Consider the following 23,016-nt stretch of genomic DNA (forward strand, 5'->3'; position numbering starts at 1 on the left):
TGAAATGCAAAAGGCGCCGGCTCATCCCGGCGCCTTTTGCATGGTAAGGACCTGATGCTCAGAACTCTTCCCAGCTATCCTGCGCCACGGCAGCCGAACCGCGCGATGGCGCTGCCGCACGGCGGACCGCGGGGGTGGCATGCGGCGAAGCGGCCGAGGCAGTCGGCGCCCGCATCTGCTGGGCAACCGAGGTCAGTGCTGCGGCATTGCTCGAGCCTGCGACCCTGAAACGGGTAGCAAGCGCCTTCAGCGTCTGTGCCTCGTCGTTGAGGGCGACGCTGGCGGCCGTTGCTTCCTCCACCATCGCCGCATTCTGCTGCGTCACCTGGTCCATCTGGTTCATGGCCTGGTTGATCTCCTTCAGGCCGACGGCCTGTTCGCTGGCCGATGCCGAGATCTGCCGGATGAGATCGTTGATGCTCATCACCTGTTCGGCGATCTTGTGCAGCGTGCCGCCGGCTCGCCCGACGAGATCGACGCCTTCCTTGACCTGGACGGCCGAGGTGTTGATCAGCGTCTTGATTTCCTTGGCGGCATTGGCCGAACGCTGCGCCAGTTCGCGCACCTCCTGGGCGACGACGGCAAAGCCCTTGCCGGCTTCCCCGGCACGCGCCGCCTCGACACCGGCGTTCAGCGCCAGCAGGTTGGTCTGGAAGGCGATCTCGTCGATGACGCTAATGATCCTCGAAACTTCCGTCGAAGACTGTTCGATGCCCTGCATCGAGGCGATCGCCTTCTGCACCACTTCGCCGGACTTTTCGGCATCCTGGCAGGCGAGGTTGACGTTGTCGGCGGCCGTACGGGCGTTGTCGGCGCTGGAATCGACCTGGGCGGTGAGTTCGTTGAGCGCCGCCGCCGTCTCCTCCAGGCTTGCCGCCTGCTGTTCGGTGCGCTTGGCGAGGTCGGAGGCGCTGTTGCTGATTTCGCCGGTGCCCAAGCCGATATTGGCGACGCTGAGGTTCATCGTATTGATGGTTTCTTCGAGGCTCGCAAGGGCGGCGTTGAAGTCCTGTTTCAGCTTGCCGTATTCGCCGGGGAAATCATCGGTGATGCGGTGGCTGAGATTGCCTTGCGACAGCGCCGAAAGGCCGGTGCCGACGATCGAGACGATATGGCGCTGCAGCGATACCGATTGCTGGCGTTCCGATTCCGAACGGCCGCGCTCGGTCTCCGCCGCCTGCCGCTCCCTGGCGGCCTCGTCTTCGAGACGACGGCTGTCGGCGAGCGTGAAGCGGAAGCCTTCGAGTGCCTTGGCGACCGAACCGATTTCGTCGGTACGGTCCTGGGCGGCGACCGGCTCGTCATACTTGCCGTCACCGAGCGCTTCGACGCTGGCAACCAGCCCGCCGAGCGGCCGCTGCACCAGCGAGCGGACGGCGAAATAGAGCGCCAGCATCACCGCGCCGAGCACGATCAGGCCGTTGACGATCATCATGGTGGTCTGATCCTGCACCGGTGCGTTGATCGCCGTATGCGGCACATCGACGAGCACGATCCAGGTGGCGTTGACGCCGGGAACCGCGAACGGATAGACGACACGGTCGAAGGGATCGAGGCCGTCATAGGTGAGGTTCCTGACGAGGCCTGGCTGTTTGCTCGACAGCGCCGATTTGACGGTGTCGGCGCCTTCGCCGTCATACTGCTTGGTCATCAGGTCGGGGATCGGCGCGACGATCCAGTTGCCGGTCTGCGACAGCAGCGTGACGCGGCCCGAGCCGAAGGGATGCAGCGCCTGCAGCTTGTCGGTCAGCGATTTCAGCGAGATGTCGACGCCGCCGACGCCGATCATCTTGCCACCTGACATCACGGGATAGGCGATCGAGGTCAACAGCGTCGGAACGTCGGTACCTTCGGCCATATAAGGCGTGGTGATCGCGCCCTTGCCGCTGTCGGCGGCGAGCTTCCACCATTCGGCGGTATAATCATTGTCGAACGTCGAATATTGGATGCCGCCGTCCTTGGTTTTCGACCAGTAGGGCGCAAACGCGCCGTTCTTGTTCGTGCCCTCATCATTGTTGTTGGCGATCTCGGTGGTCTTGCCGTCAAGCGCGCCGAGCTGTTCGCAGAACCAGCTGCCGAAGGCGAAGGCGTTCTGTTCGAGATTGGCCTTCAGCACGTTGATCATGCCCTTGCGATCGAGCGATTTGCCTTCATGGCCGCGGCCGATGACGCCGGACATGGTGCGTGCGGCGCTGGCGAGTTCGCCGACATTGGCGGCGATTTCATTGGCGATCGCTTTCGCCTCGAGGTTCGCCTGATCCATCGTCAGCGTCTGGACGCGGTCCCGGGTCTGGCCGATGAGGAAAAAGTTCGAAACGACAAGGACAAGCGCGATGGCGATGCCGGTGATGACGATGAGTTTCGCAGCAAGCGATTTCATGCGGAAAATGGACATGGGAATCCTCGGGCAAGGATGCGCCGAACGGGCATTCTCCGGCGCAGGAGCGAAGGCATCGCCCCGTCATGGAGCCGCCGCCTGCAGCGCGGTGCATCTTTTAAAGACGCGCAAAGGACGCCGCAGCATTTGAATTATGCAGTGGACGCCGGATCAAAGGCATGTGTCACCGGCGACCAGCAGCAACATCGCCGCGGATCTGTTAAATTTGAATGAAACTTGAGCCGTGGGCCGCGGCAAAAAGGCAAGAATTCCCCTTAAAATTAAGGGCTCTGCCGGCGGCTTCGCAAAGAGACGCGGCTTATATCCTGGCTACGACGTCCTCACCCCGAGGGATCGAAGGCTGTGCCCCGGATTTGAGGCAGGCGAGTGAACCGGCAACGGCGGCACGGCGCAGCGCCGAGGCAAAATCCAGGCCCTCGTCGAGGCTCGCTGCGAAATAGCCGCAGAAAGTGTCACCGGCGCCGACCGTGTCGACCGGTTCGATCTTCAGACCCTGCGCCCTTGAGATCGCCCCGTCGCGGATGGCGATGACGCCGTCGCCGCCAAGCGTCACGATCAGCGTCTGGCCGGTTTCGGCATGCAGTCGTGTCAGGGCTGCTTCGCGCGCTGGTGTGTCCATGCCGTCCTGTCCGGCGAGCCGCTCGAACTCGGTCTCATTGGCAATGACGATATCGGCAAGCCGGCCAAGACGCGGCGCATCGGGAATCAAGGGAGCAAGGTTGAGGATGCTGGTGACGCCCTTGGCGCGGGCGGCCGAGAGCGCGCGTTCGATGGCATCGGCCGGCACTTCGAACTGCAGCATCAGGATATCGCCTTCCGTCATGCCGCCGATTGCCGTCTCGGCATCGTTGGGGGTGACCAGGCCATTGGCGCCGGGAACGACGGCAATCATGTTTTCGCCGTCGCCGCCGACAAGGATCAGCGCCGTGCCGGTGGGACCGTCGACATGCTTGACCAGAGAAAGATCGGTTCCCGCATCATCGAGCAGGGCAAGGGCATCGGCGGCGAAGCTATCCTTGCCGACAGCGCCGGCCATATGGACATAGCGGCCGGCGCGCCGCGCGGCCAGCGCCTGGTTGGCGCCCTTGCCGCCGGCAGCGGTGGCAAAACCATTGCCGGCCACCGTCTCGCCGGGCTTCGGCAGACGTTCGGTGGTGGCGATGAGATCCATGTTGATGGACCCGAAAACTGTGATCATCAGGGGTGTCCCGTCCTTTGGCGCATGCGGGCGAGACACTGCCCGAAGCGGTCACTCTTCGTCAACCACCCTGAGCTTGAGAAGACCGGTGCGGCTTTCCACCGATTTGGCTGCGGGTTCGGCGTCGCGGCCCGGTTTGCTGTCGCCGCCGGCCTCGAATTCCAGCGCTTCGATCTTGGCGCCGCGCTTGGTCAGTTTGTCGGCCGAGGTAACGACCATGTCGATATCCTTCTGCGCCATGGCAAAATGGCCCTGCAGCTTGCGCACCCGCTCATCGAGGCGGCCGAGATCGTCCATCAGGATCGCCACTTCGCCCTGGATCAGATGCGCCTGCGCCCGCATGCGCTGATCCTTGAGCACGGCCTGGATCACCTGGATCGACAGCATCAGCAGCGACGGCGAGACGATGACGATGCGCGCGCGGTGCGCCTTCTGCACCACCGGCTCGAAGTTTTCGTGGATCTCGGCGAAGATCGATTCCGACGGCACGAAGAGAAAGGCCGTATCCTGGGTTTCCCCCTGGATCAGGTATTTCTCGGAAATGTCCCTTATATGGACCTCCATGTCGCGGCGGAACTGCTGGCCGGCGATCTTGCCGGCCTCCGGGCTGCCGGCGTCGCGGATCGCGTTCCAGGCTTCGAGCGGAAATTTCGCATCGATCACCAGCGGCGGCGCGCCGTTCGGCATGCGGATCGTGCAGTCCGGCCGGGAGCCGTTCGACAGCGTCTGCTGAAAGGCATAGGCGCCCATCGGCAGGCCGTCGGCAACGATGGTTTCCATTCGCGACTGGCCGAAGGCGCCGCGCGTCTGTTTGTTGGACAGAATGGCCTGCAGCCCGACGACATCCTTGGCAAGCGTCTGAATATTGTTCTGCGCCGCATCGATCACCGCCAGCCGCTCCTGCAGCCGCTGCAGATTCTCATGCGTCGATTTGGTCTGCTCGGTGATCGTCGAGTTGACGCGCTGCGACATGCCGTCGAGGCGTTGGCTGATCGCCTGGTTGAGCTCGCTCTGCCGCGCGCCGAAGACTTCGGTCATCGCCGCGATACGGCCTTGCATCTCCGCCTGGATCTTCAGAAGCTCGGCCATGCGCGCCTCGCTTTCTCCAGCGCGAAAACTCGCTTCCTCGGCCTGCTCGCGGCGAAGACTTGCGCCCCGCAGCAGAAGCACGATGACCAGAAGGATGAGGGCCAGGAGAATGCCGCCGGCAAGCGCCAGCATGGCCGGGCTGATCGAGGCAAACGACAGAGTGAACGAATCGGAATTGACGGACATGCCGCAACCATACCAGAAGAGACGGCAATATATAGATCAAAACGTGAACGGAATTGGCGGTCCCCAATATCCTCGCAGGCAGCGGCTCCTGCCGGCGCCTGCGGAAAATTGCGGCTCGATCGAACGATTTCGCGTGTCGGCGAGGATTGTGCCGTCCTGGCTCAAAAGTCTGCCAGCTCGGCCAGCGGCCCGCGGCGAATATGGCGAAATTCCGGGCGGGGATGCAAAAAAGCGTCTTCCCCGCCTGCCGGATAATTCCATAGTCGGAAAAGATGGGTTATGGGAACGCCATGACCATCAAGCCACTCATCATTCTTCCCGATCCTATTCTCCGCCAGGCCTCCAAGCCGATCGAGCGGGTCGATGCCGATCTGCAGCGTCTTGCCGACGATATGCTGGAAACCATGTACGACGCGCCGGGCATCGGCCTTGCGGCGATCCAGATCGGCGTGCCGCGCCGCATGCTGGTCATCGACGTGTCGCGCGAGGGCGAGGAAAAGCAGCCGCAGGTCTTCATCAACCCGGAGATCGTCAAATCCTCCGACGAGCGCTCGGTCTATGAGGAAGGCTGCCTGTCTATCCCGGATTATTATGCCGAGGTCGAACGCCCCGCTGTCGTCTCGGTCAAATTTCTCGACCGGAACGGCAAGGAACAGACGGTGGAAGCCGATGGCCTGCTCGCCACCTGCCTGCAGCACGAGATCGACCATCTGAACGGCGTACTGTTCATCGATTATATCTCGCGGCTGAAGCGGGAGATGGTGATCAAGAAGTTCACCAAGGCGGCAAAGTCCAAGGCGCTCTGAGCATCGCATTGAAATTTCGTTGGCGAGGCATTATGATATCACTGATATCATAATGGAGGTGCCGATGGGTGACCTGCTGATCAGAAATATTTCCGAAGCAATGAAGCGAGACATTGCGGAAGCGGCCCAGCGCAGCGGAAACAGTCTTTCGGGCGAGGCCAAGGAGCTTTTGCGGGAAGCGCTTCACCGAAAGACCGGAGCGAAGCCCGAGACCGCAACGGTCTATAACGCAATACGCGCCGCTTTCGTAAGCGAGAACGCCGTAGACGATGAATTTGCGGCCATGATGGACGAAATCGAAGTCGCGCGGAAAAAGGATTTCGGCCGGCCGTTCGAGGATTTCGAATGATCGTTCTCGATACCAATGTGGTTTCCGAGTTCGCCCGGCCATTGCCGAATGAAAATTTAAAGGCCTGGATGTTGCGGCAGGACGGCTCGAGAATCTGGCTTTGCACCGTCGGCTTGATGGAGCAGATCTACGGAGCCGAAAGAGTTCTCTTGAAAACGGGATCGGACCGCTTCTTTCGCGCCATCGAGAATTTGGTAAAAGGCCAGTTTCGCGACCGTATCGCCGGCTGGGATCTGGAAGCCGCAATGGCAACCGGTCGCTTGCGGGCGAAACGCGAAAGCTTGGGGCGGCCGATTTCGGTCCAGGATGCGATGATTGCCGCCATCTGCCTTGCAAACGGCGCCACACTCGCGACCCGCAACACCAGAGATTTCGAGGGGCTTGATCTCAAGCTCGTAAACCCGTTTGAAGACGGCTGATCCTCAATTGGCGAGATAGAATGTCGCTTAGCATCATTTTCATGGGAACCCCCGAGTTCTCGGTTCCGACCCTGCGCCTGCTCGTCGATGCCGGGCACAGGATCGTCGCCGTCTACACGCAGCCGCCGCGGCCGGGCGGGCGGCGCGGGCTCGATCTGCAGAAATCGCCGGTGCATCAGGCGGCCGAGCTGCTCGGCCTGCCGGTCTTCACACCGGTCAATTTCAAAGATCCCGAGGAGCGCGAGAGGTTTGCCGCCCTCAAGGCCGATGTCGCCGTCGTCGTTGCGTATGGATTGCTGCTGCCGGAGGCGGTTTTGAACGGCACCCGCGACGGCTGCTATAACGGCCACGCCTCGCTGCTGCCCCGCTGGCGGGGTGCAGCACCCATCCAGCGGGCGATCATGGCGGGTGATGCGGAAACCGGCATGATGGTGATGAAGATGGACAAGGGCCTCGATACCGGCGCCGTGGCGCTGACCCGAACAGTCGAGATCGGCCCGAACATGACGGCAGGCGAGCTGCACGACCGGCTGATGCACGTCGGTGCCAAGGCGATGGCGGAAGCCATGGTGAAGCTTGAAATGAAAGACCTGCCGCTGACGCCGCAGCGGCAAGATGGTGTGCTCTATGCTGCCAAGATCGACAAGGCCGAAACCCGCATCGATTTCGCCAGGCCTGCCCTGGATGTGCACAATCATATCCGTGGTCTTGCGCCATTTCCCGGCGCCTGGTTCGAGCTCGAAATCGGCGGCAAATCGGAGCGCGTGAAGGTGCTCGGCTCGGAGCTTGGTGAAGGCGAGGGGCCTGCCGGGCAATTGCTGAGCGACGATCTCGTGGTCGCCTGCGCCTCCGGTGCTGTGAGGCTTACCAGGCTGCAGAAGGCAGGCGGCAAGCCGCTGGCGGCGGCCGATTTCCTCAGGGGCACGCCGCTTGCCGCCGGCACGAGGCTTTCCTGATGCCGCGTTTCCGCATGACCGTCGAATATGACGGCGGCCCCTATGTCGGCTGGCAGCGGCAGGAGAACGGCCCCTCGGTACAGGGCGCGATCGAAGCCGCAGTGCTGTCGCTGACCGGCGAGACCGTTTCGATCCGCGGCGCCGGCCGCACCGATTCCGGCGTCCACGCCATGGGCCAGGTGATCCATGCCGACCTGTCGAAGGCATGGTCGCCGTACCAGCTGCAGAATGCCTTGAACGCGCATCTGAGGCTTGCCGGCGAGCGTGTTTCCATTCTCGATGTCGAGGCGGTTGCGGAATTCTTCGATGCCCGTTTCTCGGCGCTGCGCCGCCATTATCTCTATCGCATCGTCAGCCGCAAGGCGCCGCTGGCGCTTGAAGCCGGCAAGGCCTGGTGGGTGCCGAAGGTGCTCGACCACGAGGTCATGCACGCCGCCGCCCAGAGGCTGGTCGGCCGGCACGATTTCTCCACCTTCCGCGCCGCCCACTGCCAGGCAAACAGCCCCGTGCGCACGCTCGACCGGCTGGATGTGACGCGCAACGGCGAGCTGATCGAGATCCGCGCCACGGCGCAGAGTTTTCTACACAACCAGATCCGCTCCTTCGCCGGAACGCTGAAACTCGCCGGCGAAGGCAAATGGACGCCTGACGATGTCGAGGCCGCCCTTGCGGCGCGAGACCGCAAGGCCTGCGGCCCGGTGGCGCCGCCCGACGGGCTCTATTTCCTGCAGGTGGATTATCCTGAGGTGATCGTCGACCGGCGCAGGCCGGTCAGCGAGACCGATGACGATCAATCGTAAGCGCGATCACACCGGATAGATGCCGAGGAAGTGCTGCAGATATTCCGAAAGGATCATCGATGGCACCAGCAGCACCAGCGTCATCGCCCCGACCATCAGCGGGTGACCATGGCAGATCATCCGCAGGATGCGCGCCAGCACGAAGACCTGCGCCAGCATGAAGGCGAGCAGCAGCAGCGAGACAAGGCCGACGGAGCCGGGAAGGAAGACCACCATCGCCAGCAGCAGTCCGTTGATATAGGAGAGCGGCACGCCGAGCCAGTTGACGCTGACGACGACAGGGGCGAAACGCTCACCCATACGGAAGGCAAGCAGCAGCAGTCCGGCAAAAACCAGCGGCACGAACCAGTTGGCGAGCTCGACGAAGCCGAGCCTGAGATAGAAGGCAAAGCCGACATCGGCTTCCGGCGGCATCGACCGCAGAAAGACCTGCCGCCACCAGAGCCAGGAAATGCCCATCGGCGGCAGGCACCAGGCGATCGCCCAGAAAGAGCGGTTGACGCCGCGCTCGGACAAATCGAGGTAGCGGAAGCCGCGCGGATCCAGCCGGATCAGCAGCCAGAGGCCTGCCAGATAGTATTGGACTTCCCTAAGCCCCGGCATTGGCGAACCAGTGGGCAATGAAGGTCTCGTAGATCGCCGTCAGCGTCTCCAGATCGGAAACGGCGACGCGCTCGTCGACCATGTGCATCGTCTGGCCGACGAGGCCGAACTCGACGACCGGGCAATAATCCTTGATGAAGCGTGCATCCGACGTGCCGCCGGTGGTCGAAAGCGCCGGCGAGCGGCCGGTCACACCTTCGACGGCTGAGGACAGCGAGGCGATCAGGGCATTGTTGCGGGTCAGAAAGACATGGCTCGGCCGGTCGGCCCAGACGATATCGTATTTCACCGGTTCGCGGCCCGGCCGCAGCCGGCCGTCGCCGGCGGCGGTGTCGAGGCGCCGCAGGATTTCGGCGCGCAGCGTCTCGGCCGTCCAGCTGTCGTTGAAGCGGATGTTGAAGCTGGCCGATGCCTTGGCCGGAATGACGTTGGTCGCCGGATTGCCGACATCGACCGTGGTCACCTCGAGGTTCGAGGGCTGGAAATCGTTGGTGCCGCCGTCGAAGGGCGGATCCATCAGCGCCTGCGTCAGCTGCAGCATGCCGCGCACCGGATTGTCGGCAAGATGCGGATAGGCGGCATGACCCTGGACGCCGTGCACGGTGATCTTGCCCGACAGCGAGCCGCGCCGGCCGATCTTGATCATGTCGCCGAGCCTGTCCGGATTGGTGGGCTCGCCGACCAGGCAGGCATCCCAGCGTTCGCCGCGTTCGGCCGCCCACTGCAGGAGCTTGATTGTGCCGTTGATTGCCGGGCCTTCCTCATCGCCGGTGATCAGGAAGGAAATCGAGCCCTTGGGCGGCCCGTTCTTTTCGATATGGCGGGCGACGGCGGCGACGAAGCAGGCAATGCCGCCCTTCATGTCGACGGCGCCGCGGCCGAAGAGCTCGCCCTTCGATATCTCGGCCGCAAAGGGCGGATGGGTCCAGGCGGCCTCGTCGCCGACCGGCACGACATCGGTATGGCCGGCAAACATCAGATGCGGGCCGTCCTTGCCGAGACGGGCATAGAGGTTTTCAATATCGGCGGTTCCCGCTTCGCTCGCTTTCACCTTGTCGACGGTGAAGCCGAGCGGCGCAAGCATAGCGTCGAGCGCCGACAGGGCGCCACCTTCGGCTGGAGTTACCGAGGGGCAGCGAATCAGCGTCTGAAGATTGGCGACGGGATCGGTAGCGGTCATGGCGTCGAACTATCCGGCGGGAATGGCAAAGACATGGCAAGGCGGCGGCGCCTCGCGTAAAAGACGCCGCCTGTTTACCGGATCAATGTCCTGGTGTCATCAATCTCTGAGCAGCTCGTTGATGCCGGTCTTGGATCGGGTCTGTTCATCGACGCGTTTGACGATGACGGCGCAGTAGAGATGCGGCGCCGGCTTGCCGTTGCCCATGGTCGCATTGCCCGACGGCATCGAGCCGGCGACGACGACCGAATAGGGCGGCACTTCGCCGTAGCTCACTTCGCCGGTGGCGCGGTCGACGATCTTGGTCGACTTGCCGATAAAGACGCCCATGCCGAGCACCGAGCCTTCGCGGACGATGCAGCCTTCGACCACCTCGGAGCGGGCGCCGATGAAGCAATTGTCTTCGATGATCGTCGGGCCGGCCTGCATCGGCTCCAGCACGCCGCCGATGCCGACGCCGCCGGAGAGATGCACATGTTTGCCGATCTGCGCGCAGGAGCCGACCGTCGCCCAGGTGTCGACCATCGTGCCTTCGCCGACATAGGCGCCGAGGTTGACGAAGGAGGGCATCAGGATGGCGTTCGGGGCGATATAGGCCGAGCGGCGCACGACGCAGTTCGGCACGGCGCGAAAGCCGGCGGCGCGGAAATGGTTCTCGCCCCAGCCCTCGAATTTCGAAGGCACCTTGTCCCACCAGGTGGAATTGCCCGAGCCGCCCTTGACCACGTCCATGTCGTTGAGGCGGAAGGACAGGAGCACGGCCTTCTTCAGCCACTGATTGACCGTCCAGGCGCCGTCGGCGCCGCGTGTTGCGACACGAACCTTGCCGGCATCGAGCAGGTCGAGCGCTGCTTCGACCGCATCGCGAACTTCGCCCTTGGTCGACGTGTTCACATTGTCGCGATTGTCGAAGGCGGCTTCGATGGTCTTTTCGAGGGATGCGAGGTCGGTGGCGCTCATGAGAATTCCTTAAACTTCGATCTTTATCGTGGAGACGGCGGAGTCTCCGGAATGCGGTTGGCAGGGATTTATCCTGCTCTACAGCATGCAGCCGTAGAACGGAATGATTTTTCCAACAAGATCATACTTGGATTCAAGGCGTTATAGCGACATATCCGGCTTTGAAGCCGGCAAGACTGAAAGGCATTTCGACATGGCGAAGGGACGAAACGGCGGGTCGCGGCGCAAGGACGGCGTATGGGACCCGCTGAAGAGCAGCTCGACCGACAGGCAGCGCGCCGAGGCTGTGCCGAAGACGCCGCAGACGATGTCGCCCGCCTACCGCCTTGCCTATGTCGACGAGGATTTCCTCTGCCGCGAGGAGCTGCGGCCGATCCGCCTGCAGCTGGAACTGATGAAGCCGGAAATGATGCTGACCGAGCGCGGCATCAAGTCGACCGTCGTCATGTTCGGTGGCGCCCGTATTCCCGCCCCCGGCCAGAGTGCCTGGGCTGCCCGCAACGATATCCAGCGCGTCAATCTGGAGGCGGCCTCCGTCTATTATGACGAGGCGCGCAAATTCGCCCGGCTCTGCTCGAAATATTCGGCAAGCTTCGATTTCCACGAATATGTCATCGTCACCGGCGGCGGCCCCGGCGTCATGGAGGCGGGCAATCGCGGCGCGACCGACGAAGGCGCGCCGTCGATCGGCCTCAACATCGTGCTGCCGCACGAACAGGCGCCGAACGCCTATGTGACGCCGGAGCTCAGCTTCAACTTCCACTATTTTGCCATTCGCAAGATGCATTTCATGGTGCGCGCCAAGGCGATCGCCGTCTTTCCCGGCGGCTTTGGAACGCTCGACGAATTCTTCGAATGCCTGACGCTGATCCAGACCGGCCGCATGGAGCGGCTGCCGCTGATCCTCTTCGGCGAAGCCTTCTGGCGCAACATCATCAATTTCGACGCTTTGGCGGAATTCGGCACGATCGCGCCCGACGACGTCAAGCTGATCAGCTTCGTCGATACGGCCGAAGCCGCGTGGAAGATCATCCAGAATTTCTATGAGCATCGCGAATAGCGGCTCGCCGTCCCGTTCGTGAGACGTGGCTCTTTCCCCGCCGGGCGGGGAAAGAGCGGAGGCAACGGTTCGCCCGGCCTTACAGCAGCAGCCTTAGAGCGGTTCAGCTTTTCACGGAAGCGCAGAACCGCTCTAAGCTTTTGTTTTAACGCAATTCCGGACGGAAAACCGCTTCACACTTTTCCTGGAATTGCTCTAGAGCAGCGGCCGGTCCGGCATGTCGTCGATCGAGATGACGCCGTCCTTGTTGCTGTCCATCCGCGCAAACAGCTTGTCGAAGGCGGCAACGGCTTCCTGCTTGGAAATCTGGCCGTTCTGGTCGGTATCGACCCGGTGCATCATCATCGAGGCGCGCATGAAGGTGCCGCCGTGGCGCATCCAGCGATGCCCGTCACGACCATCATGGCCGCCGTGACCGTCGCGTGGCGGCCGTTCCTGGTCGTCATTGTCCGGCGTCGCAGCTGCGGTATCCCCCTTGTTGTCGCCGGCCTCCTGCTTGCGCTGATCTCTCATCGCCTGCATCTGCGTCTTCTGGTATGCGCTGATTTCGCCGGGTGTCAGCGAGCCGTCATTATTGGTGTCGATTGCTGCGAATACCTTGTCGAGGCCGGCGGTCGCTTCTTCTTTGGAGACCTTGCCGTCCTTGTTGGCGTCGAACTGCTTGAGCATTCTGACATAGGTGATTTCGCGGAAGGCGGCAGATCCTGGACCGTGTGGACCGTGCATGCCGGCGTGCTGGCGCGGCCCGTCACCGGGTGCGGCATAGCCTGCCCCGGCGGCTGCGCCGAAGATGAGGGTGGAGGAAAGCGCTGCCAGTATCAGCTTGTTGCGGTACATCGTATTTGCCTTTCGTGAGGTGTCCCCTCACGAAGAAAGCTACGGCAGCGGGCCGGAAAGACCCAGTTAAACATCGGTAAGCTGAATGAAACTTTGGTAATGCCGCCAGCCGGCTAAAACTTAGCCCGGAGCGGTAATCTTGCCGAGAAAGGCGGCGAGGTCGTCGGTGACGAAGTCGATATGATCCTCTTCGCCGCTGGTCTTCTCCCACCATTCGACGAGCGTCTCTTCCAGATTGCGCGGCACCAGCAGAACGGTCTGCATGCCGAGCGCCTTCGGCACCGTCAGATTGCGCGGCAGATCCTCGAACATCGCCGCCTTGCTGGTTTCGACGCGTTTTAACGCCGTGAACTTGTCGTAGGTCGCCTGCGCCGGCTTCGGCACATAGTCGGCGGCGACGATATCGAAGATGTCGTCGAAATGCTCGAGAATGCCGAGCGCACCGGCCGTCATTTCCGCATGTTTGACACTGCCATTGGTAAAGATGAACTTACGCCCGGGCAGCGCCTTGATCGCCGCGCCGAGTTCCGGCTGCGGCGTCAGCGCCGTGTAGTCGATCGCATGCGCCTTTTCGAGGAAGTCGTTCGGGTCGATGCCGTGATGGATCATCAGCCCCTGCAGCGTCGTGCCGTGCTCGAGGTAATATTGCTTCTGCAGCTTGCGCGCCTCTTCCCGCTCCATCTGCAACAGGGCCGCGACATAGGCGGTCATATTCTTGTCGATCTGCGCGAAGAGATTGACGTGATGCGGATAGAGCGTGTTGTCGAGGTCGAAGACCCAGTCTGTGACGTGCGCGAAATCGGCTTTATCAGGCGTGCGGTCGATCTTTGTCATGGCGGTCTTATGGCATGGGTGCGGGCGCAAGGAAATCGACAAGAATAAAATAGACGCCCGATTTTCGGCGGACGGCCCATGCGCGGGATGCTAGAAAGCCGATATGCTTTTCGAACGCCCCGACGATGATACGCTCTATGACGCCCTGATCGCGCGCAGCGCCGATTACGAGGGCCAGGCCTATGTCTGCGTCAAGACGACGGGCATCTTCTGCCGGCTGACCTGTCCGGCGCGGAAACCGAAGCGGGAAAATACTCTGTTCTTCGAGACTATTGCCGCCTGCATGCATTCCGGCTTTCGCCCCTGCCGGCGCTGCAGGCCGCTGGAACAGCCGGGCAGGGAGCCGATCGTCGACGAGCTGCTTGCGGCACTCGACGCTCAGCCGGAGGTTCGCTGGACCGAGGAGGAGATTGTCCGCCGCGGCCATGATCCCTCGACGGTGCGCCGCGCCTTCAAGCGGGCGCTCGGCATGACTTTCCATGACATCGTCCGCTATATCAGGCTCGGCGAAGCGGCCCGGCAACTCGCCGACGGGGCGCGCGTCATCGATGCGCAGATCGACGCCGGATACGAGTCTCCGAGCGGCTTCCGCACGGCATTTCAGCGGCTCGTCGGCCAGGCGCCGGCGCTTTCGCAAAACCGCGAACTGCTCTTTGCCGATTGGTTCGACACCCCGCTCGGGCCGATGATCGCGGTTGCCGACAAGACGCATCTGCATCTTCTCGAATTTCATGATCGTAAGGCGCTGCCGACCGAGCTCGACGCGCTGCAGAAGCGCGTCCGCTCCTCGGTCGCAATCGGCCGCACCCCCGTCATCGATCAGATCGAGGCGGAGATCCGGAATTATTTCGAGGGCCGGCTCACCGTTTTCACGACGCCCCTGGCGCTTGGCGGCACGCCCTTCGAGAAACATGTCTGGGCAAAGCTGATGGAAATCCCTGTCGGCAAGACGCGCGCCTATGGCGATCTGGCACGGGAGATGGAAAGGCCGGAGGTGGTGCGGGCCGTCGGCCGCGCCAACGGCGCCAATCAGCTGGCCATCATCGTGCCCTGCCATCGCATTCTCGGCGCGGATGGTTCTCTCACAGGTTACGGCGGCGGGCTCTGGCGCAAACAGTGGCTGCTGCGGCATGAAGAGAAGATCGGGACGCAAGCAAAGATGGAGGAGACAGCATGAACCAGACTGAAAAGGCCAAGGCATTCCACGCGCTGCATAAGAAGGGCGATCCGATTGTCCTCTACAATATCTGGGATGCCGGCACGGCGAAGGCGGTTGCCGATGCCGGCGCCAAGGCGCTTGCGACCGGAAGCTGGTCGGTCGCCGCGGCCCACGGGTTTGCCGATGGCGAAAAACTCCCGATGCCGGTGCTTGTGGAGACGGCAAAATCCATCACCGCCGTCATTGACCTGCCGCTGTCGGTCGATTTCGAAGGCGCCTATTCGGCGGAGCCCGAGGGGGCGGCCGCCAATGTCGCCAGGCTGGTGGAGGTCGGCGCCATCGGCATCAATTTCGAAGATCGGGTGGTCGCCGGCGAGGGGCTCTATCCGGTCGAGAGCCAGGCGGCCCGCATCCGCGCCATTCGCGCCATGGCCGACAGCAAAGACATCCCCTTCTTCATCAACGCCCGCACCGATCTCTTCCTCGCCGAAGGCGATCTTGCCAAACATGCCGGCCTGGTCGACGAGGCGATCGAGCGGGGCAGGGCCTATGCGGCGGCCGGCGGCAACGGCTTCTTCGTGCCCGGCCTGATCGATCCCGCCCTGATCGAAAAGATCTGCGCGGCATCGTCGCTGCCGGTCAATATCATGATGCGGGCGGGCGCCCCTGATGTGAAAACCCTGGCGAAGCTCGGCGTCGGCCGCATCAGCTATGGCCCGGGACCTTACCGGTCGATGATGGAAAAGCTGAAGCAGGAGGCGGCGGCGATTTATAGCCTGCTCTGACGCCGCTATGTCAGAGGGCCGCAGCCGGATGCAAGGCTGCGGCCCTTAAATGATATCCTGTTCCGCTCAGGAACGGAAGCGCAGATTGCGCCGTGTCAGCTGATCGACCGAGGTGCAGCCCATCAGCTTCATGTCCCGTTCGATCTCGGTGCGGATCGTCTCCAGCGCCCGTTCGACGCCCGGCCGTCCGGCGGCGGCAAGCGGGAAGAGATAGTAGCGGCCGAGCCCGACGGCCTTCGCCCCCAGCGACAGCGCTTTCAGAACATGGGTGCCTCGCTGCACGCCGCCATCCATCATCACGTCGATCCGGTCGCCGACCGCATCGACGATTTCGGCAAGCTGGTCGAAGGCGCTGCGCGAACCGTCGAGCTGGCGGCCGCCATGGTTGGAAAGCACGATGCCGGTGCAGCCGATCTCGACAGCGCGCTTGGCGTCTTCGACCGACATGATGCCCTTCAGGCAGAATTGCCCGCCCCAGGCCTGCACCATGTCAGCCACGTCGTTCCACGACATCGAAGGGTCGAGCATTTCGGTGAAGTAGCGGCTGATCGACAGGGCGCCGCCGTCCATCTTCACGTGGTTTTCGAGCTGCGGCAGCCGGAACGCCTCATGCGTCATCCAGTCGATCGCCCAGGACGGCTTGATCGCAAACTGCATCATGCCGGCGAGGTTGAGCTTGAAGGGAATGGCAAAACCGGTGCGCTTGTCGCGCTCGCGGTTGCCGCCGGTAATGCTGTCGACCGTCAGCATCATCGCCTGCACGCCGGCATTCTTCGCCCGCGCCATCATCTCGTGGTTGAGGCCGCGGTCCTTGTGGAAATAGAACTGATAGACCTGCGGCCCGGCGCTGATCTGGCGGGCTTCCTCCAGGCTGATCGTGCCGAGCGAGGAGACGCCGAACATCGTGCCGTATTTTCCCGCCGCCGCCGCGACCGCCCGCTCGCCCTGGTGGTGGAAAAGCCGCTGCAGCGCCGTCGGCGAGCAATAGACCGGCATCGCCAGCTTCTGCCCCATCACCGTCACCGACATGTCGACCTCAGCCACACCCCTCAGAACGTCGGGGACCAGATCGCAGGCCTCGAAGGCGGCCGTATTGCGCCGATAGGTCACCTCGTCATCGGCAGCGCCGTCGATATAATCGAAGATCGGCCCGGGAAGCCGCTGTTTGGCCATGCGCCGGAAATCATGAAAATTATAGCAATCTGTAAGGCGCATCTTTTTGCTCGACCCGTTTGGTTTCGGGCCGCAACCTAAAGCACGATTCGAAATCTTGCCAAGTCTAGATCGGGCGATTTCCGGCCCCTTGTGAGGAGATATCGCATTCACGGGCGCGATTTCGCCTGGCCGGCCGCCTGATATGGCGGATGACTGCCACCAGAAGCTTCAGCGGCGTTGACGCGCTTCAGCCCTTGCCGCGGCACGATCATATGCGGGAGCTTGATCGCCGAAGCCAGGCCGAGCCGCGACAGCACTCGGATGAAATGCCAGCCGAGGTCCAACTGCCCCGGCTCGATGCCGAGCCGCGCCGATTCCGGAAAGGCGTGATGGTTGCCGTGGAAGCTCTCCCCGAAGGTGACCAGCCCGAAATGCGGCAGGTTATAACCCTGCACCGCGACATCATCGACGCTCCAGCCCTGATGGCCGGCCCGGTGCGCGAAATGACCGACCAGCCAGTGTCCGGTCAGCGATACCGATACCCGCACGGCAATACCCCAGACCACCCACGGCAGTCCGCCAAGCGCCAGGAGCGCGAGTGCCAAGGGGATCTGCTGCGCCATCCATGTCGCCTCCAGGAAGCGATAAAAGCGGTCGCGCCGCTCGCGCTCATCGAGGACGAAGCGTGGCGGATGATTAAGCGCCACTGCGCAATGCATCTGCCAGAAGGCGTCGGTGAAGAAAGACCGCCGATGGGCATAGAGGTCATGGCAGTCTCTCTGCCGTTGCGCCCAGTCGCGAATATCGTGCGCGTAGATCATGCCGAAGGGGCCGGCCATGCCGACCAGCGTGCCGAGATAGACGAGAAAGTGCTCGATCCAGAGAGGGGTGCTGAAGGAACGGTGGATCAACAGCCGGTGCATGCCGACCGAATGACCAAGGCAGATGGTCATGGCGGTCAGGAGGATGAAGACGGCAAAGGCGCTCCAGGTGAAGGTTAGTGGCCCGCCGATTATGGCGGTCATGGTCATTGCAGAGATCCAGACCGACTTTGCCGGCATCCAGACCACTCTGCCCTTCACGGGATCGCTGCTATCGTCGATCATGCGTCCGGTGGAAATACTGCTCATGGCAAACTCCTTCTCCATCGGGCGCATTCCCACTTGAACATCGCCCGCCAATTCATTAATTAAGCAATTATCTAATTACTTTGCGCCAATGAAAACGATTAAGCAATACATTAATTGCTTAATTGATCGGCGGAATCGACGCGATGATTGCCGCAGGCACGGAGACCGGCTTTGGAAGATGAGACTTTCGACGATATTTCAGAAGGCAGCTCTGTCGGCGCCGCCCAGCGGGTGTTCCACGCGCTTTCCAGTGCGCCGCGGCGGAAGATCCTTGCCTATCTCTCGGCATCCGGCCTGACCGCCGGCGAGATTGCTGACCGCTTCAGCATGTCCAAACCGGCGGTTTCCCAGCATCTTTCCATCCTCGAAACGGCCGGACTGATTAAACGGGAGAAACAGGGCCAGTTCGTCCACTATTCCCTCATCGAGAACAATCTCGTCAATACGCTCAACGGCTTCGTCCAGGAGGTCTGCCCGGTCGGCCGGCCGATCAAGAAGGAAAGCCAGGCGCGCATCCGCGCCAAAGAATTGCCTTGAGCATCGGGGCCGATCCCGTGCTGGCGTGATCGCGAGGAACATGGAAGAGGTCGGGCAGGCGCCTCTGACGCACGGGCGCTACTGGCTGCTCTTCCCGATGGAAAAGCTGAAACAGGACGTCAAGAGCAGGAGGAGGGAGACGCGCCCTTCATTTTGATGAAGGGCGCAGCCTCGATCAGGGAACGATCAGCGTTCCGATGCCGTGCTCGGTGAAGATTTCGAGCAGGACGGAGTGGGCGGTCTTGCCGTTCAGGATAACGACGCCCTGGACGCCGGCCTTGATCGCATCGATGCAGGTCTCGACCTTCGGGATCATACCGCCCGAGATCGTGCCGTCGGCGATCAGCGCATGGGCTTCGGCAACGGAGAGCTCCTTGATCAGCTGGCCGTTCTTGTCGAGCACGCCGGCCACATCGGTCAGGAACAGCAGCCGAGTGGCGTTCAGCGCGCCGGCAATGGCGCCGGCGAACGTGTCGGCGTTGATATTGTAGGTGGCGCCGTCGCGGCCGGGTGCGACCGGGGCGATCACCGGGATCATCTCCGAGCGGGCGAGCAGATCGAGCAGCGTGCGGTCGACCTCGACCACTTCGCCGACGAAGCCGAGATCGAGCACGCGCTCGATGTTGGAATCCGGATCCTTGACGGTCTTGCGCGCCTTCTCGGCGAAGACCATGTTGCCGTCCTTGCCGCAAAGGCCGATCGCCCATTCGCCGGTCTGGTTGATCAGCGCGACGATTTCTTTGTTGATCGAGCCGGCCAGCACCATCTCGACGATCTCGACCGTCTTCTGGTCGGTGACGCGCAGCCCACCCTCGAATTTCGATTCGATGCCCATCTTGTTCAGCATGGCGCCGATCTGCGGGCCGCCGCCGTGGACGACGATCGGGTTGACGCCCGATTGCTTCAGGAGGGCGATGTCGCTGGCAAAGGCCTTGCCGAGCTCGGGATTGCCCATGGCGTGGCCGCCATATTTCACGACGATCGTCTTGTTTTCATAACGCTGCATGAAGGGCAGCGCCTTGGCCAGAAGCCGTGCCTGCAGTTCGCTTTCGGACTCGTTCATGGGGACCCCGCGGAATTGTTCGCGGCCTTTTATCGCAAGTTTCCGACAGAGGGAATAATCCAGAGGGCAATAGTTTTTCGTATCTGGCGCGGAGCCGGTGGCCTTTAGCGTCCGGCGCACCCAAGCATGAGATGAGGAACGGCATGCAAGGCGATGAGATTGCAGACCTGATCGGCCGCGTCGCGCTCCGCGACCGCAGGGCCTTTGTGGCCCTTTACAATCAGACCGGGCCGAAACTTTTTGCCATCTGCCTGCGTATCTTGAAGGATCGCACGGAAGCCGAAGAAGCCCTGCAGGAAGTCTATATCAGCATCTGGCAGAGGGCCGGAAGCTACCAGTCAGCCACGGGTTCGTCCTCGGCCTGGTTGTCGGCGATCGCCCGTAACCGGTCGATCGACGCGTTGCGGTCGCGCAAGCCGGTCGCCGACGAAATCGACAGTGCCTATGATCTTGCCGACGCCGCGCCCGACCCGGAAATGCAGACGGTGACGAAGGATGAAGGAAGGCGGATTGACACCTGCATGGAAGAGTTGGAAGCTGATCGTGCGGTCGCGGTGAAACGGGCTTATGTCGAAGGGCTGAGCTATCAGGAACTGGCCGATCAGTTTGGTGTCCCGCTGAACACGATGCGGACCTGGCTCAGGCGCAGCCTGTTGAAACTGAGAGAGTGCATGGAACGATGACATCGCCCGACAAAAGCAAGGGAGACCGCTCCCGCGACGAGGTTCTCGCCGGCGAATATGTGCTTGGCGTCCTGTCGCTGCAGGACCGGCGGGTGGTGGAAGAGCGCATGCGCCACGATCGGCCCTTTGCCGCGATCGTCAGCCGCTGGGAAACCAACCTTTCCGCCTTCAATGACGAGTATGAAACCGCCTCGCCGAACCGGGAAACCTTCAAGCAGATCGAGGCGCGGCTATTCGGCGATGCTGAAAAACCTGCATCCTTTTCGCAAGGCCTCTGGAATTCGGCGGTCTTCTGGCGCTCGCTGAGCTTTGCCTGCGTCGTCGTCGCTGTCAGCGCCGTGATCTTCGCCTCGGGCGTGGTGCCTGAGCCGCAGGGACCGACACCGCTGGTGGCCTCGCTTGCCGGCCAGAACAGCGCCATCAATCTTCTTGCCTCCTACGAGCTGCAGAGCGGCCGGCTGAAGATCGTGCCGGTCGCCGCCGGCAAGCCGGAGGAGAAGTCGCTGGAACTCTGGCTGGTGCCCGGCAGCGGCCTGCCGAAATCGCTCGGCGTCTTCCAGCCGGGTGAGAGCGGCGAACTCGTCATTCCCGCCGATCTGCGCAGCAATCTCGCCGATGGTGCGACGCTTGCCGTCAGCCTCGAACCTTTCGGCGGCTCGCCGACCGGCCAGGCGACCGGTCCGGTGATCGCAAGCGGCGCCTTGCGCCGGCCATGATCGGGCGCCGGCCGTAATCGCGCCGGCCATAAAATCATTTTCACCTCGCTGAAACTCTTTGGCGTAAGCCGCCGTAGTTCGAAATGTCCGGACGACGCTCAGGCATAAAGCCCGCGGATGGTGTCCGGTGAGGAGAAAATCATGATCAAGTCCGTATTGCGCGGTTTTGCGCTCGCCACCGCCCTGTCCGCTGTCGCCTTTGCCGCCGCCAAGAACCCGGAGGTCGGCGGTGCGCCGATGTTCGCCACCAAGAACATCATCGAAAACGCCGTAAATTCCAAGGATCACACGACGCTGGTCGCAGCCGTCAAGGCGGCCGGCCTGGTCAGCACCCTCGAGGGCAAGGGGCCCTTCACCGTCTTTGCGCCGACCAACGAAGCCTTCGCCGCCCTGCCGAAGGGCACCGTCGAGACGCTGCTGAAGCCGGAAAACAAGTCGACGCTCACCAAGGTTCTGACCTGTCATGTCGTTGCCGCCGATGCGATGGCCAAGACCGTTGCCAAGATGATCAAGGATGATGGCGGCGAGCACGACATCAAGACCGTCGGCGGATGCGTGCTGAAAGCCAAGGAAAGCATGGGCAAGATCACCCTGACCGACGAAAACGGCGGCGTCTCGCATGTGACGATCGCCGACGTCAAACAGTCGAACGGCGTCATTCACGTCGTCGACAAGGTGCTGCTGCCGAAGATGTAAGCCCGCCCATCTTGGCAGGGCCCGGGGCGCTCTTCGGGGCGCCCCGGATACAGACGGATGACTTATTGCGACTTCCGACCAGTTTTCCCGCGATGAGCTATCGGGCCGCTTCGGCTATTGGGAAAACGAGCGAGACGCTCACGCCGGCGTCGGGGGACGAGGTGACTTCGACCTTGGCGCGAGCGTTCTGTTTCAGCGACTGTACGATCATCGCGCTGAGTTTGCCCGGGTGCGGCCAAGTCACATCTTGTGGAAGGCCGACCCCGTTATCGGCGACGGTGATCCTGCACCCGGCATCGCTGACGACACAGCGCAGCGTGATTTCTCCGCCATCACGCCCCACGAAGGCATGTTTGAGCGTATTGGTCAGCAGTTCGTTGATGACCAACCCGGCGGGCATGGCCACATCGACCGAAACCGGCCAGGTGTCGACCTTCATGTCCAGCCGGATCCCTTCCACGGCATGAGCCGCCATGACCGAGGCGGCAATCTGGCTCACATAGGTTCCAAGATCGACTGTGGCGCCCTTCTCTTCGTCCGATAGCGAGCGATACAACAGCGCCAGGGCCTCAATTCGCCCGGCAAGCCGTGCAAACCTTTCGCTTTCCTCGCTCTGTTGCGCATTGCGCGCCTCCATCCGGATCAGCGCCGTGATCATCTGGAGATTGTTTTTCACGCGATGCTGAAGTTCGCGCAGAAGGACATCCTTCTCCGTCAGCAGTTCGCCGAAGCTTTGGTCAGCCGCCGCCTCATTGCGCGCCGCAAAGGCCACCAATCGGAACAGCGGGGTGTCATCATCGTTGACGATGGTATTCGACCAGACATCGATTATGGCAGTGCTTTCGGGTTCGGCCACCAGCGAGAATGCGCCAATATACTCCTCGGCAGAGGTCACGGCGGCGGTGAGCGTCGCGCCTCCCGAAATAGCGGTGGAATTCAATTCGAGCTCGGACCAGGTCTTTCCCTCGACCTGCTTTGCGCTCAGCGCCGTCAGCCGTTCGAATTCGAGATTGACGTAGATCAGCGCTTCGTTGTCGCCGAGCTCGGAGACAGCCACGGCAAAGGGGACGTGATCGAGAAAGTGTCGAAACCGATGGTCATCAAGGGCTTCGGCCAGGTGGGGCAGGTTGCCGACGCCTTCCGGCGACAGCGGCTGGTCTTTGCTATCGGTCATCTCATTACTCGCGCACGCGGACTGCTCTTGCACCGCCTGGGATGGAGGGTTGCTTTAAAAACTCCGGGGACGCAAGTGCAATCACCGCCGGTCCGCTTACCCAAGCAATTTCACCAATGCATGTCGCCCGGAAGTGTGCAGCGGTTCCGCGAACGACATGCATCAAGACAAAGAGCTAAAGCGCGTCGCGTGGATCAAGTTCGATGCGACGCGCTTTATGCGACGATAATCAAGATCCGAACC

24 protein-coding genes are annotated in these 23,016 nt (G+C 62.2%); 12 read left to right on the top strand and 12 right to left on the bottom strand.

Annotation, left to right across the window (positions count from 1 at the left end):
• Window positions 1-58: 58 nt before the first annotated feature.
• The 3 genes from CO657_RS00265 to CO657_RS00275 all read right to left on the bottom strand — a co-directional run bounded on the left by CO657_RS00265 (window position 59) and on the right by CO657_RS00275 (window position 4,871).
• Complete coding sequence (locus CO657_RS00265) at window positions 59-2,395, bottom strand: methyl-accepting chemotaxis protein (protein WP_012556399.1); 2,337 nt, start codon at window positions 2,393-2,395, stop codon at window positions 59-61.
• Window positions 2,396-2,696: 301 nt separating this feature from the next.
• Window positions 2,697-3,596, bottom strand: a complete 900-nt coding sequence (locus CO657_RS00270) for a ribokinase (RefSeq protein ID WP_054182019.1) — start codon at window positions 3,594-3,596, stop codon at window positions 2,697-2,699.
• A 51-nt stretch (window positions 3,597-3,647) separates the two neighbouring features.
• Entirely contained in the window at window positions 3,648-4,871 is a 1,224-nt protein-coding gene (locus CO657_RS00275; RefSeq protein ID WP_012556401.1) for a DNA recombination protein RmuC, read from the bottom strand.
• A gap of 290 nt (window positions 4,872-5,161) precedes the next feature.
• Here CO657_RS00275 and def point away from each other — a divergent pair, with 290 nt between their 5' ends.
• The 5 genes from def (at window position 5,162) to truA (ending at window position 8,201) form a co-directional block, all read left to right on the top strand.
• Window positions 5,162-5,677 (top strand): peptide deformylase, encoded by a 516-nt coding sequence (gene def / locus CO657_RS00280; RefSeq protein WP_054182254.1) that lies wholly within the window; start codon window positions 5,162-5,164, stop codon window positions 5,675-5,677.
• Window positions 5,678-5,741: 64 nt separating this feature from the next.
• Window positions 5,742-6,026 carry a plasmid stabilization protein gene (locus tag CO657_RS00285; RefSeq protein WP_054182018.1) on the top strand — a complete coding sequence of 95 codons (285 nt, stop codon included), beginning with the start codon at window positions 5,742-5,744 and terminating at the stop codon, window positions 6,024-6,026.
• Window positions 6,023-6,445 carry a type II toxin-antitoxin system VapC family toxin gene (locus CO657_RS00290; protein ID WP_012556404.1) on the top strand — a complete coding sequence of 141 codons (423 nt, stop codon included), beginning with the start codon at window positions 6,023-6,025 and terminating at the stop codon, window positions 6,443-6,445. Before CO657_RS00285 ends, CO657_RS00290 begins: the two co-directional genes overlap by 4 nt.
• A 20-nt stretch (window positions 6,446-6,465) precedes the next feature.
• Window positions 6,466-7,401: a methionyl-tRNA formyltransferase gene (fmt, locus tag CO657_RS00295; RefSeq protein ID WP_054182017.1), complete on the top strand. Its 936-nt coding sequence runs from the start codon at window positions 6,466-6,468 to the stop codon at window positions 7,399-7,401.
• Window positions 7,401-8,201 (top strand): tRNA pseudouridine(38-40) synthase TruA, encoded by an 801-nt coding sequence (truA, locus tag CO657_RS00300; protein ID WP_054182016.1) that lies wholly within the window; start codon window positions 7,401-7,403, stop codon window positions 8,199-8,201. The genes fmt and truA overlap by 1 nt, the downstream gene beginning before the upstream one ends.
• Window positions 8,202-8,207: 6 nt before the next feature.
• Here truA and CO657_RS00305 read toward each other — a convergent pair whose 3' ends face one another.
• The 3 genes from CO657_RS00305 to dapD all read right to left on the bottom strand — a co-directional run bounded on the left by CO657_RS00305 (window position 8,208) and on the right by dapD (window position 10,944).
• Window positions 8,208-8,804: a hypothetical protein gene (locus tag CO657_RS00305; protein ID WP_003588938.1), complete on the bottom strand. Its 597-nt coding sequence runs from the start codon at window positions 8,802-8,804 to the stop codon at window positions 8,208-8,210.
• Window positions 8,791-9,984 (bottom strand): succinyl-diaminopimelate desuccinylase, encoded by a 1,194-nt coding sequence (gene dapE / locus CO657_RS00310; RefSeq protein WP_054182015.1) that lies wholly within the window; start codon window positions 9,982-9,984, stop codon window positions 8,791-8,793. The genes CO657_RS00305 and dapE overlap by 14 nt, the downstream gene beginning before the upstream one ends.
• A 99-nt stretch (window positions 9,985-10,083) precedes the next feature.
• Complete coding sequence (gene dapD / locus CO657_RS00315) at window positions 10,084-10,944, bottom strand: 2,3,4,5-tetrahydropyridine-2,6-dicarboxylate N-succinyltransferase (protein ID WP_012556408.1); 861 nt, start codon at window positions 10,942-10,944, stop codon at window positions 10,084-10,086.
• Window positions 10,945-11,137: 193 nt separating this feature from the next.
• Here dapD and CO657_RS00320 point away from each other — a divergent pair, with 193 nt between their 5' ends.
• Window positions 11,138-12,004, top strand: a complete 867-nt coding sequence (locus CO657_RS00320; RefSeq protein WP_012556409.1) for an LOG family protein — start codon at window positions 11,138-11,140, stop codon at window positions 12,002-12,004.
• 195 nt (window positions 12,005-12,199) lie between these two features.
• Here the strand turns inward: CO657_RS00320 and CO657_RS00325 are convergent, their stop codons facing one another.
• A complete protein-coding gene (locus CO657_RS00325; protein ID WP_012556410.1) occupies window positions 12,200-12,841 on the bottom strand; it encodes an EF-hand domain-containing protein in 642 nt (213 codons plus the stop codon).
• Between the two features lie 120 nt (window positions 12,842-12,961).
• Window positions 12,962-13,675: a pyrimidine 5'-nucleotidase gene (locus tag CO657_RS00330; RefSeq protein WP_012556411.1), complete on the bottom strand. Its 714-nt coding sequence runs from the start codon at window positions 13,673-13,675 to the stop codon at window positions 12,962-12,964.
• Window positions 13,676-13,778: 103 nt separating this feature from the next.
• Between CO657_RS00330 and CO657_RS00335 the strand changes: the two genes are divergently transcribed.
• Window positions 13,779-14,852: a bifunctional transcriptional activator/DNA repair enzyme AdaA gene (locus tag CO657_RS00335; protein WP_054182014.1), complete on the top strand. Its 1,074-nt coding sequence runs from the start codon at window positions 13,779-13,781 to the stop codon at window positions 14,850-14,852.
• Entirely contained in the window at window positions 14,849-15,619 is a 771-nt protein-coding gene (locus tag CO657_RS00340) for an isocitrate lyase/PEP mutase family protein (RefSeq protein ID WP_054182013.1), read from the top strand. Before CO657_RS00335 ends, CO657_RS00340 begins: the two co-directional genes overlap by 4 nt.
• Before the next feature lie 66 nt (window positions 15,620-15,685).
• Here CO657_RS00340 and CO657_RS00345 read toward each other — a convergent pair whose 3' ends face one another.
• Entirely contained in the window at window positions 15,686-16,834 is a 1,149-nt protein-coding gene (locus CO657_RS00345) for an alpha-hydroxy acid oxidase (RefSeq protein ID WP_054182012.1), read from the bottom strand.
• Window positions 16,835-16,941: 107 nt separating this feature from the next.
• A complete protein-coding gene (locus tag CO657_RS00350) occupies window positions 16,942-17,904 on the bottom strand; it encodes an acyl-CoA desaturase (protein ID WP_054182253.1) in 963 nt (320 codons plus the stop codon).
• Between the two features lie 171 nt (window positions 17,905-18,075).
• On the opposite strand from CO657_RS00350, the gene CO657_RS00355 reads away from it, so the two are divergent.
• The gene (locus CO657_RS00355) at window positions 18,076-18,441 is read left to right on the top strand and encodes a metalloregulator ArsR/SmtB family transcription factor (protein ID WP_012556416.1); all 366 of its coding nucleotides are present in this window, start codon (window positions 18,076-18,078) and stop codon (window positions 18,439-18,441) included.
• Window positions 18,442-18,616: 175 nt separating this feature from the next.
• Here CO657_RS00355 and argB read toward each other — a convergent pair whose 3' ends face one another.
• Window positions 18,617-19,504 (bottom strand): acetylglutamate kinase, encoded by an 888-nt coding sequence (gene argB, locus CO657_RS00360; protein WP_003570750.1) that lies wholly within the window; start codon window positions 19,502-19,504, stop codon window positions 18,617-18,619.
• Window positions 19,505-19,647: 143 nt separating this feature from the next.
• On the opposite strand from argB, the gene CO657_RS00365 reads away from it, so the two are divergent.
• The 3 genes from CO657_RS00365 to CO657_RS00375 all read left to right on the top strand — a co-directional run bounded on the left by CO657_RS00365 (window position 19,648) and on the right by CO657_RS00375 (window position 21,599).
• Entirely contained in the window at window positions 19,648-20,187 is a 540-nt protein-coding gene (locus CO657_RS00365; protein ID WP_012556417.1) for a sigma-70 family RNA polymerase sigma factor, read from the top strand.
• On the top strand, window positions 20,184-20,903 hold the full coding sequence (locus CO657_RS00370) for an anti-sigma factor (protein ID WP_012556418.1): 720 nt from the start codon (window positions 20,184-20,186) through the stop codon (window positions 20,901-20,903). Before CO657_RS00365 ends, CO657_RS00370 begins: the two co-directional genes overlap by 4 nt.
• Before the next feature lie 141 nt (window positions 20,904-21,044).
• A complete protein-coding gene (locus CO657_RS00375; protein ID WP_012556419.1) occupies window positions 21,045-21,599 on the top strand; it encodes a fasciclin domain-containing protein in 555 nt (184 codons plus the stop codon).
• Window positions 21,600-21,696: 97 nt separating this feature from the next.
• Here CO657_RS00375 and CO657_RS00380 read toward each other — a convergent pair whose 3' ends face one another.
• On the bottom strand, window positions 21,697-22,773 hold the full coding sequence (locus CO657_RS00380; protein WP_054182011.1) for a sensor histidine kinase: 1,077 nt from the start codon (window positions 22,771-22,773) through the stop codon (window positions 21,697-21,699).
• Window positions 22,774-23,016 lie beyond the last annotated feature (243 nt).

Source organism: Rhizobium acidisoli (assembly GCF_002531755.2).
GTDB classification, from domain to species: Bacteria; Pseudomonadota; Alphaproteobacteria; order Rhizobiales; family Rhizobiaceae; genus Rhizobium; species Rhizobium acidisoli.

What these genes read in the sequence shown, in the direction of transcription:
- CO657_RS00265 (WP_012556399.1), bottom strand. Translation starts at nt 2,395, where the DNA reads ATGTCCATTTTCCGCATGAAATCGCTTGCTGCGAAACTCATCGTCATC.
- CO657_RS00270 (WP_054182019.1), bottom strand. Translation starts at nt 3,596, where the DNA reads ATGATCACAGTTTTCGGGTCCATCAACATGGATCTCATCGCCACCACC.
- CO657_RS00275 (WP_012556401.1), bottom strand. Translation starts at nt 4,871, where the DNA reads ATGTCCGTCAATTCCGATTCGTTCACTCTGTCGTTTGCCTCGATCAGC.
- def (WP_054182254.1), top strand. Translation starts at nt 5,162, where the DNA reads ATGACCATCAAGCCACTCATCATTCTTCCCGATCCTATTCTCCGCCAG.
- CO657_RS00285 (WP_054182018.1), top strand. Translation starts at nt 5,742, where the DNA reads ATGGGTGACCTGCTGATCAGAAATATTTCCGAAGCAATGAAGCGAGAC.
- CO657_RS00290 (WP_012556404.1), top strand. Translation starts at nt 6,023, where the DNA reads ATGATCGTTCTCGATACCAATGTGGTTTCCGAGTTCGCCCGGCCATTG.
- fmt (WP_054182017.1), top strand. Translation starts at nt 6,466, where the DNA reads ATGTCGCTTAGCATCATTTTCATGGGAACCCCCGAGTTCTCGGTTCCG.
- truA (WP_054182016.1), top strand. Translation starts at nt 7,401, where the DNA reads ATGCCGCGTTTCCGCATGACCGTCGAATATGACGGCGGCCCCTATGTC.
- CO657_RS00305 (WP_003588938.1), bottom strand. Translation starts at nt 8,804, where the DNA reads ATGCCGGGGCTTAGGGAAGTCCAATACTATCTGGCAGGCCTCTGGCTG.
- dapE (WP_054182015.1), bottom strand. Translation starts at nt 9,984, where the DNA reads ATGACCGCTACCGATCCCGTCGCCAATCTTCAGACGCTGATTCGCTGC.
- dapD (WP_012556408.1), bottom strand. Translation starts at nt 10,944, where the DNA reads ATGAGCGCCACCGACCTCGCATCCCTCGAAAAGACCATCGAAGCCGCC.
- CO657_RS00320 (WP_012556409.1), top strand. Translation starts at nt 11,138, where the DNA reads ATGGCGAAGGGACGAAACGGCGGGTCGCGGCGCAAGGACGGCGTATGG.
- CO657_RS00325 (WP_012556410.1), bottom strand. Translation starts at nt 12,841, where the DNA reads ATGTACCGCAACAAGCTGATACTGGCAGCGCTTTCCTCCACCCTCATC.
- CO657_RS00330 (WP_012556411.1), bottom strand. Translation starts at nt 13,675, where the DNA reads ATGACAAAGATCGACCGCACGCCTGATAAAGCCGATTTCGCGCACGTC.
- CO657_RS00335 (WP_054182014.1), top strand. Translation starts at nt 13,779, where the DNA reads ATGCTTTTCGAACGCCCCGACGATGATACGCTCTATGACGCCCTGATC.
- CO657_RS00340 (WP_054182013.1), top strand. Translation starts at nt 14,849, where the DNA reads ATGAACCAGACTGAAAAGGCCAAGGCATTCCACGCGCTGCATAAGAAG.
- CO657_RS00345 (WP_054182012.1), bottom strand. Translation starts at nt 16,834, where the DNA reads ATGCGCCTTACAGATTGCTATAATTTTCATGATTTCCGGCGCATGGCC.
- CO657_RS00350 (WP_054182253.1), bottom strand. Translation starts at nt 17,904, where the DNA reads ATGAGCAGTATTTCCACCGGACGCATGATCGACGATAGCAGCGATCCC.
- argB (WP_003570750.1), bottom strand. Translation starts at nt 19,504, where the DNA reads ATGAACGAGTCCGAAAGCGAACTGCAGGCACGGCTTCTGGCCAAGGCG.
- CO657_RS00365 (WP_012556417.1), top strand. Translation starts at nt 19,648, where the DNA reads ATGCAAGGCGATGAGATTGCAGACCTGATCGGCCGCGTCGCGCTCCGC.
- CO657_RS00370 (WP_012556418.1), top strand. Translation starts at nt 20,184, where the DNA reads ATGACATCGCCCGACAAAAGCAAGGGAGACCGCTCCCGCGACGAGGTT.
- CO657_RS00375 (WP_012556419.1), top strand. Translation starts at nt 21,045, where the DNA reads ATGATCAAGTCCGTATTGCGCGGTTTTGCGCTCGCCACCGCCCTGTCC.
- CO657_RS00380 (WP_054182011.1), bottom strand. Translation starts at nt 22,773, where the DNA reads ATGACCGATAGCAAAGACCAGCCGCTGTCGCCGGAAGGCGTCGGCAAC.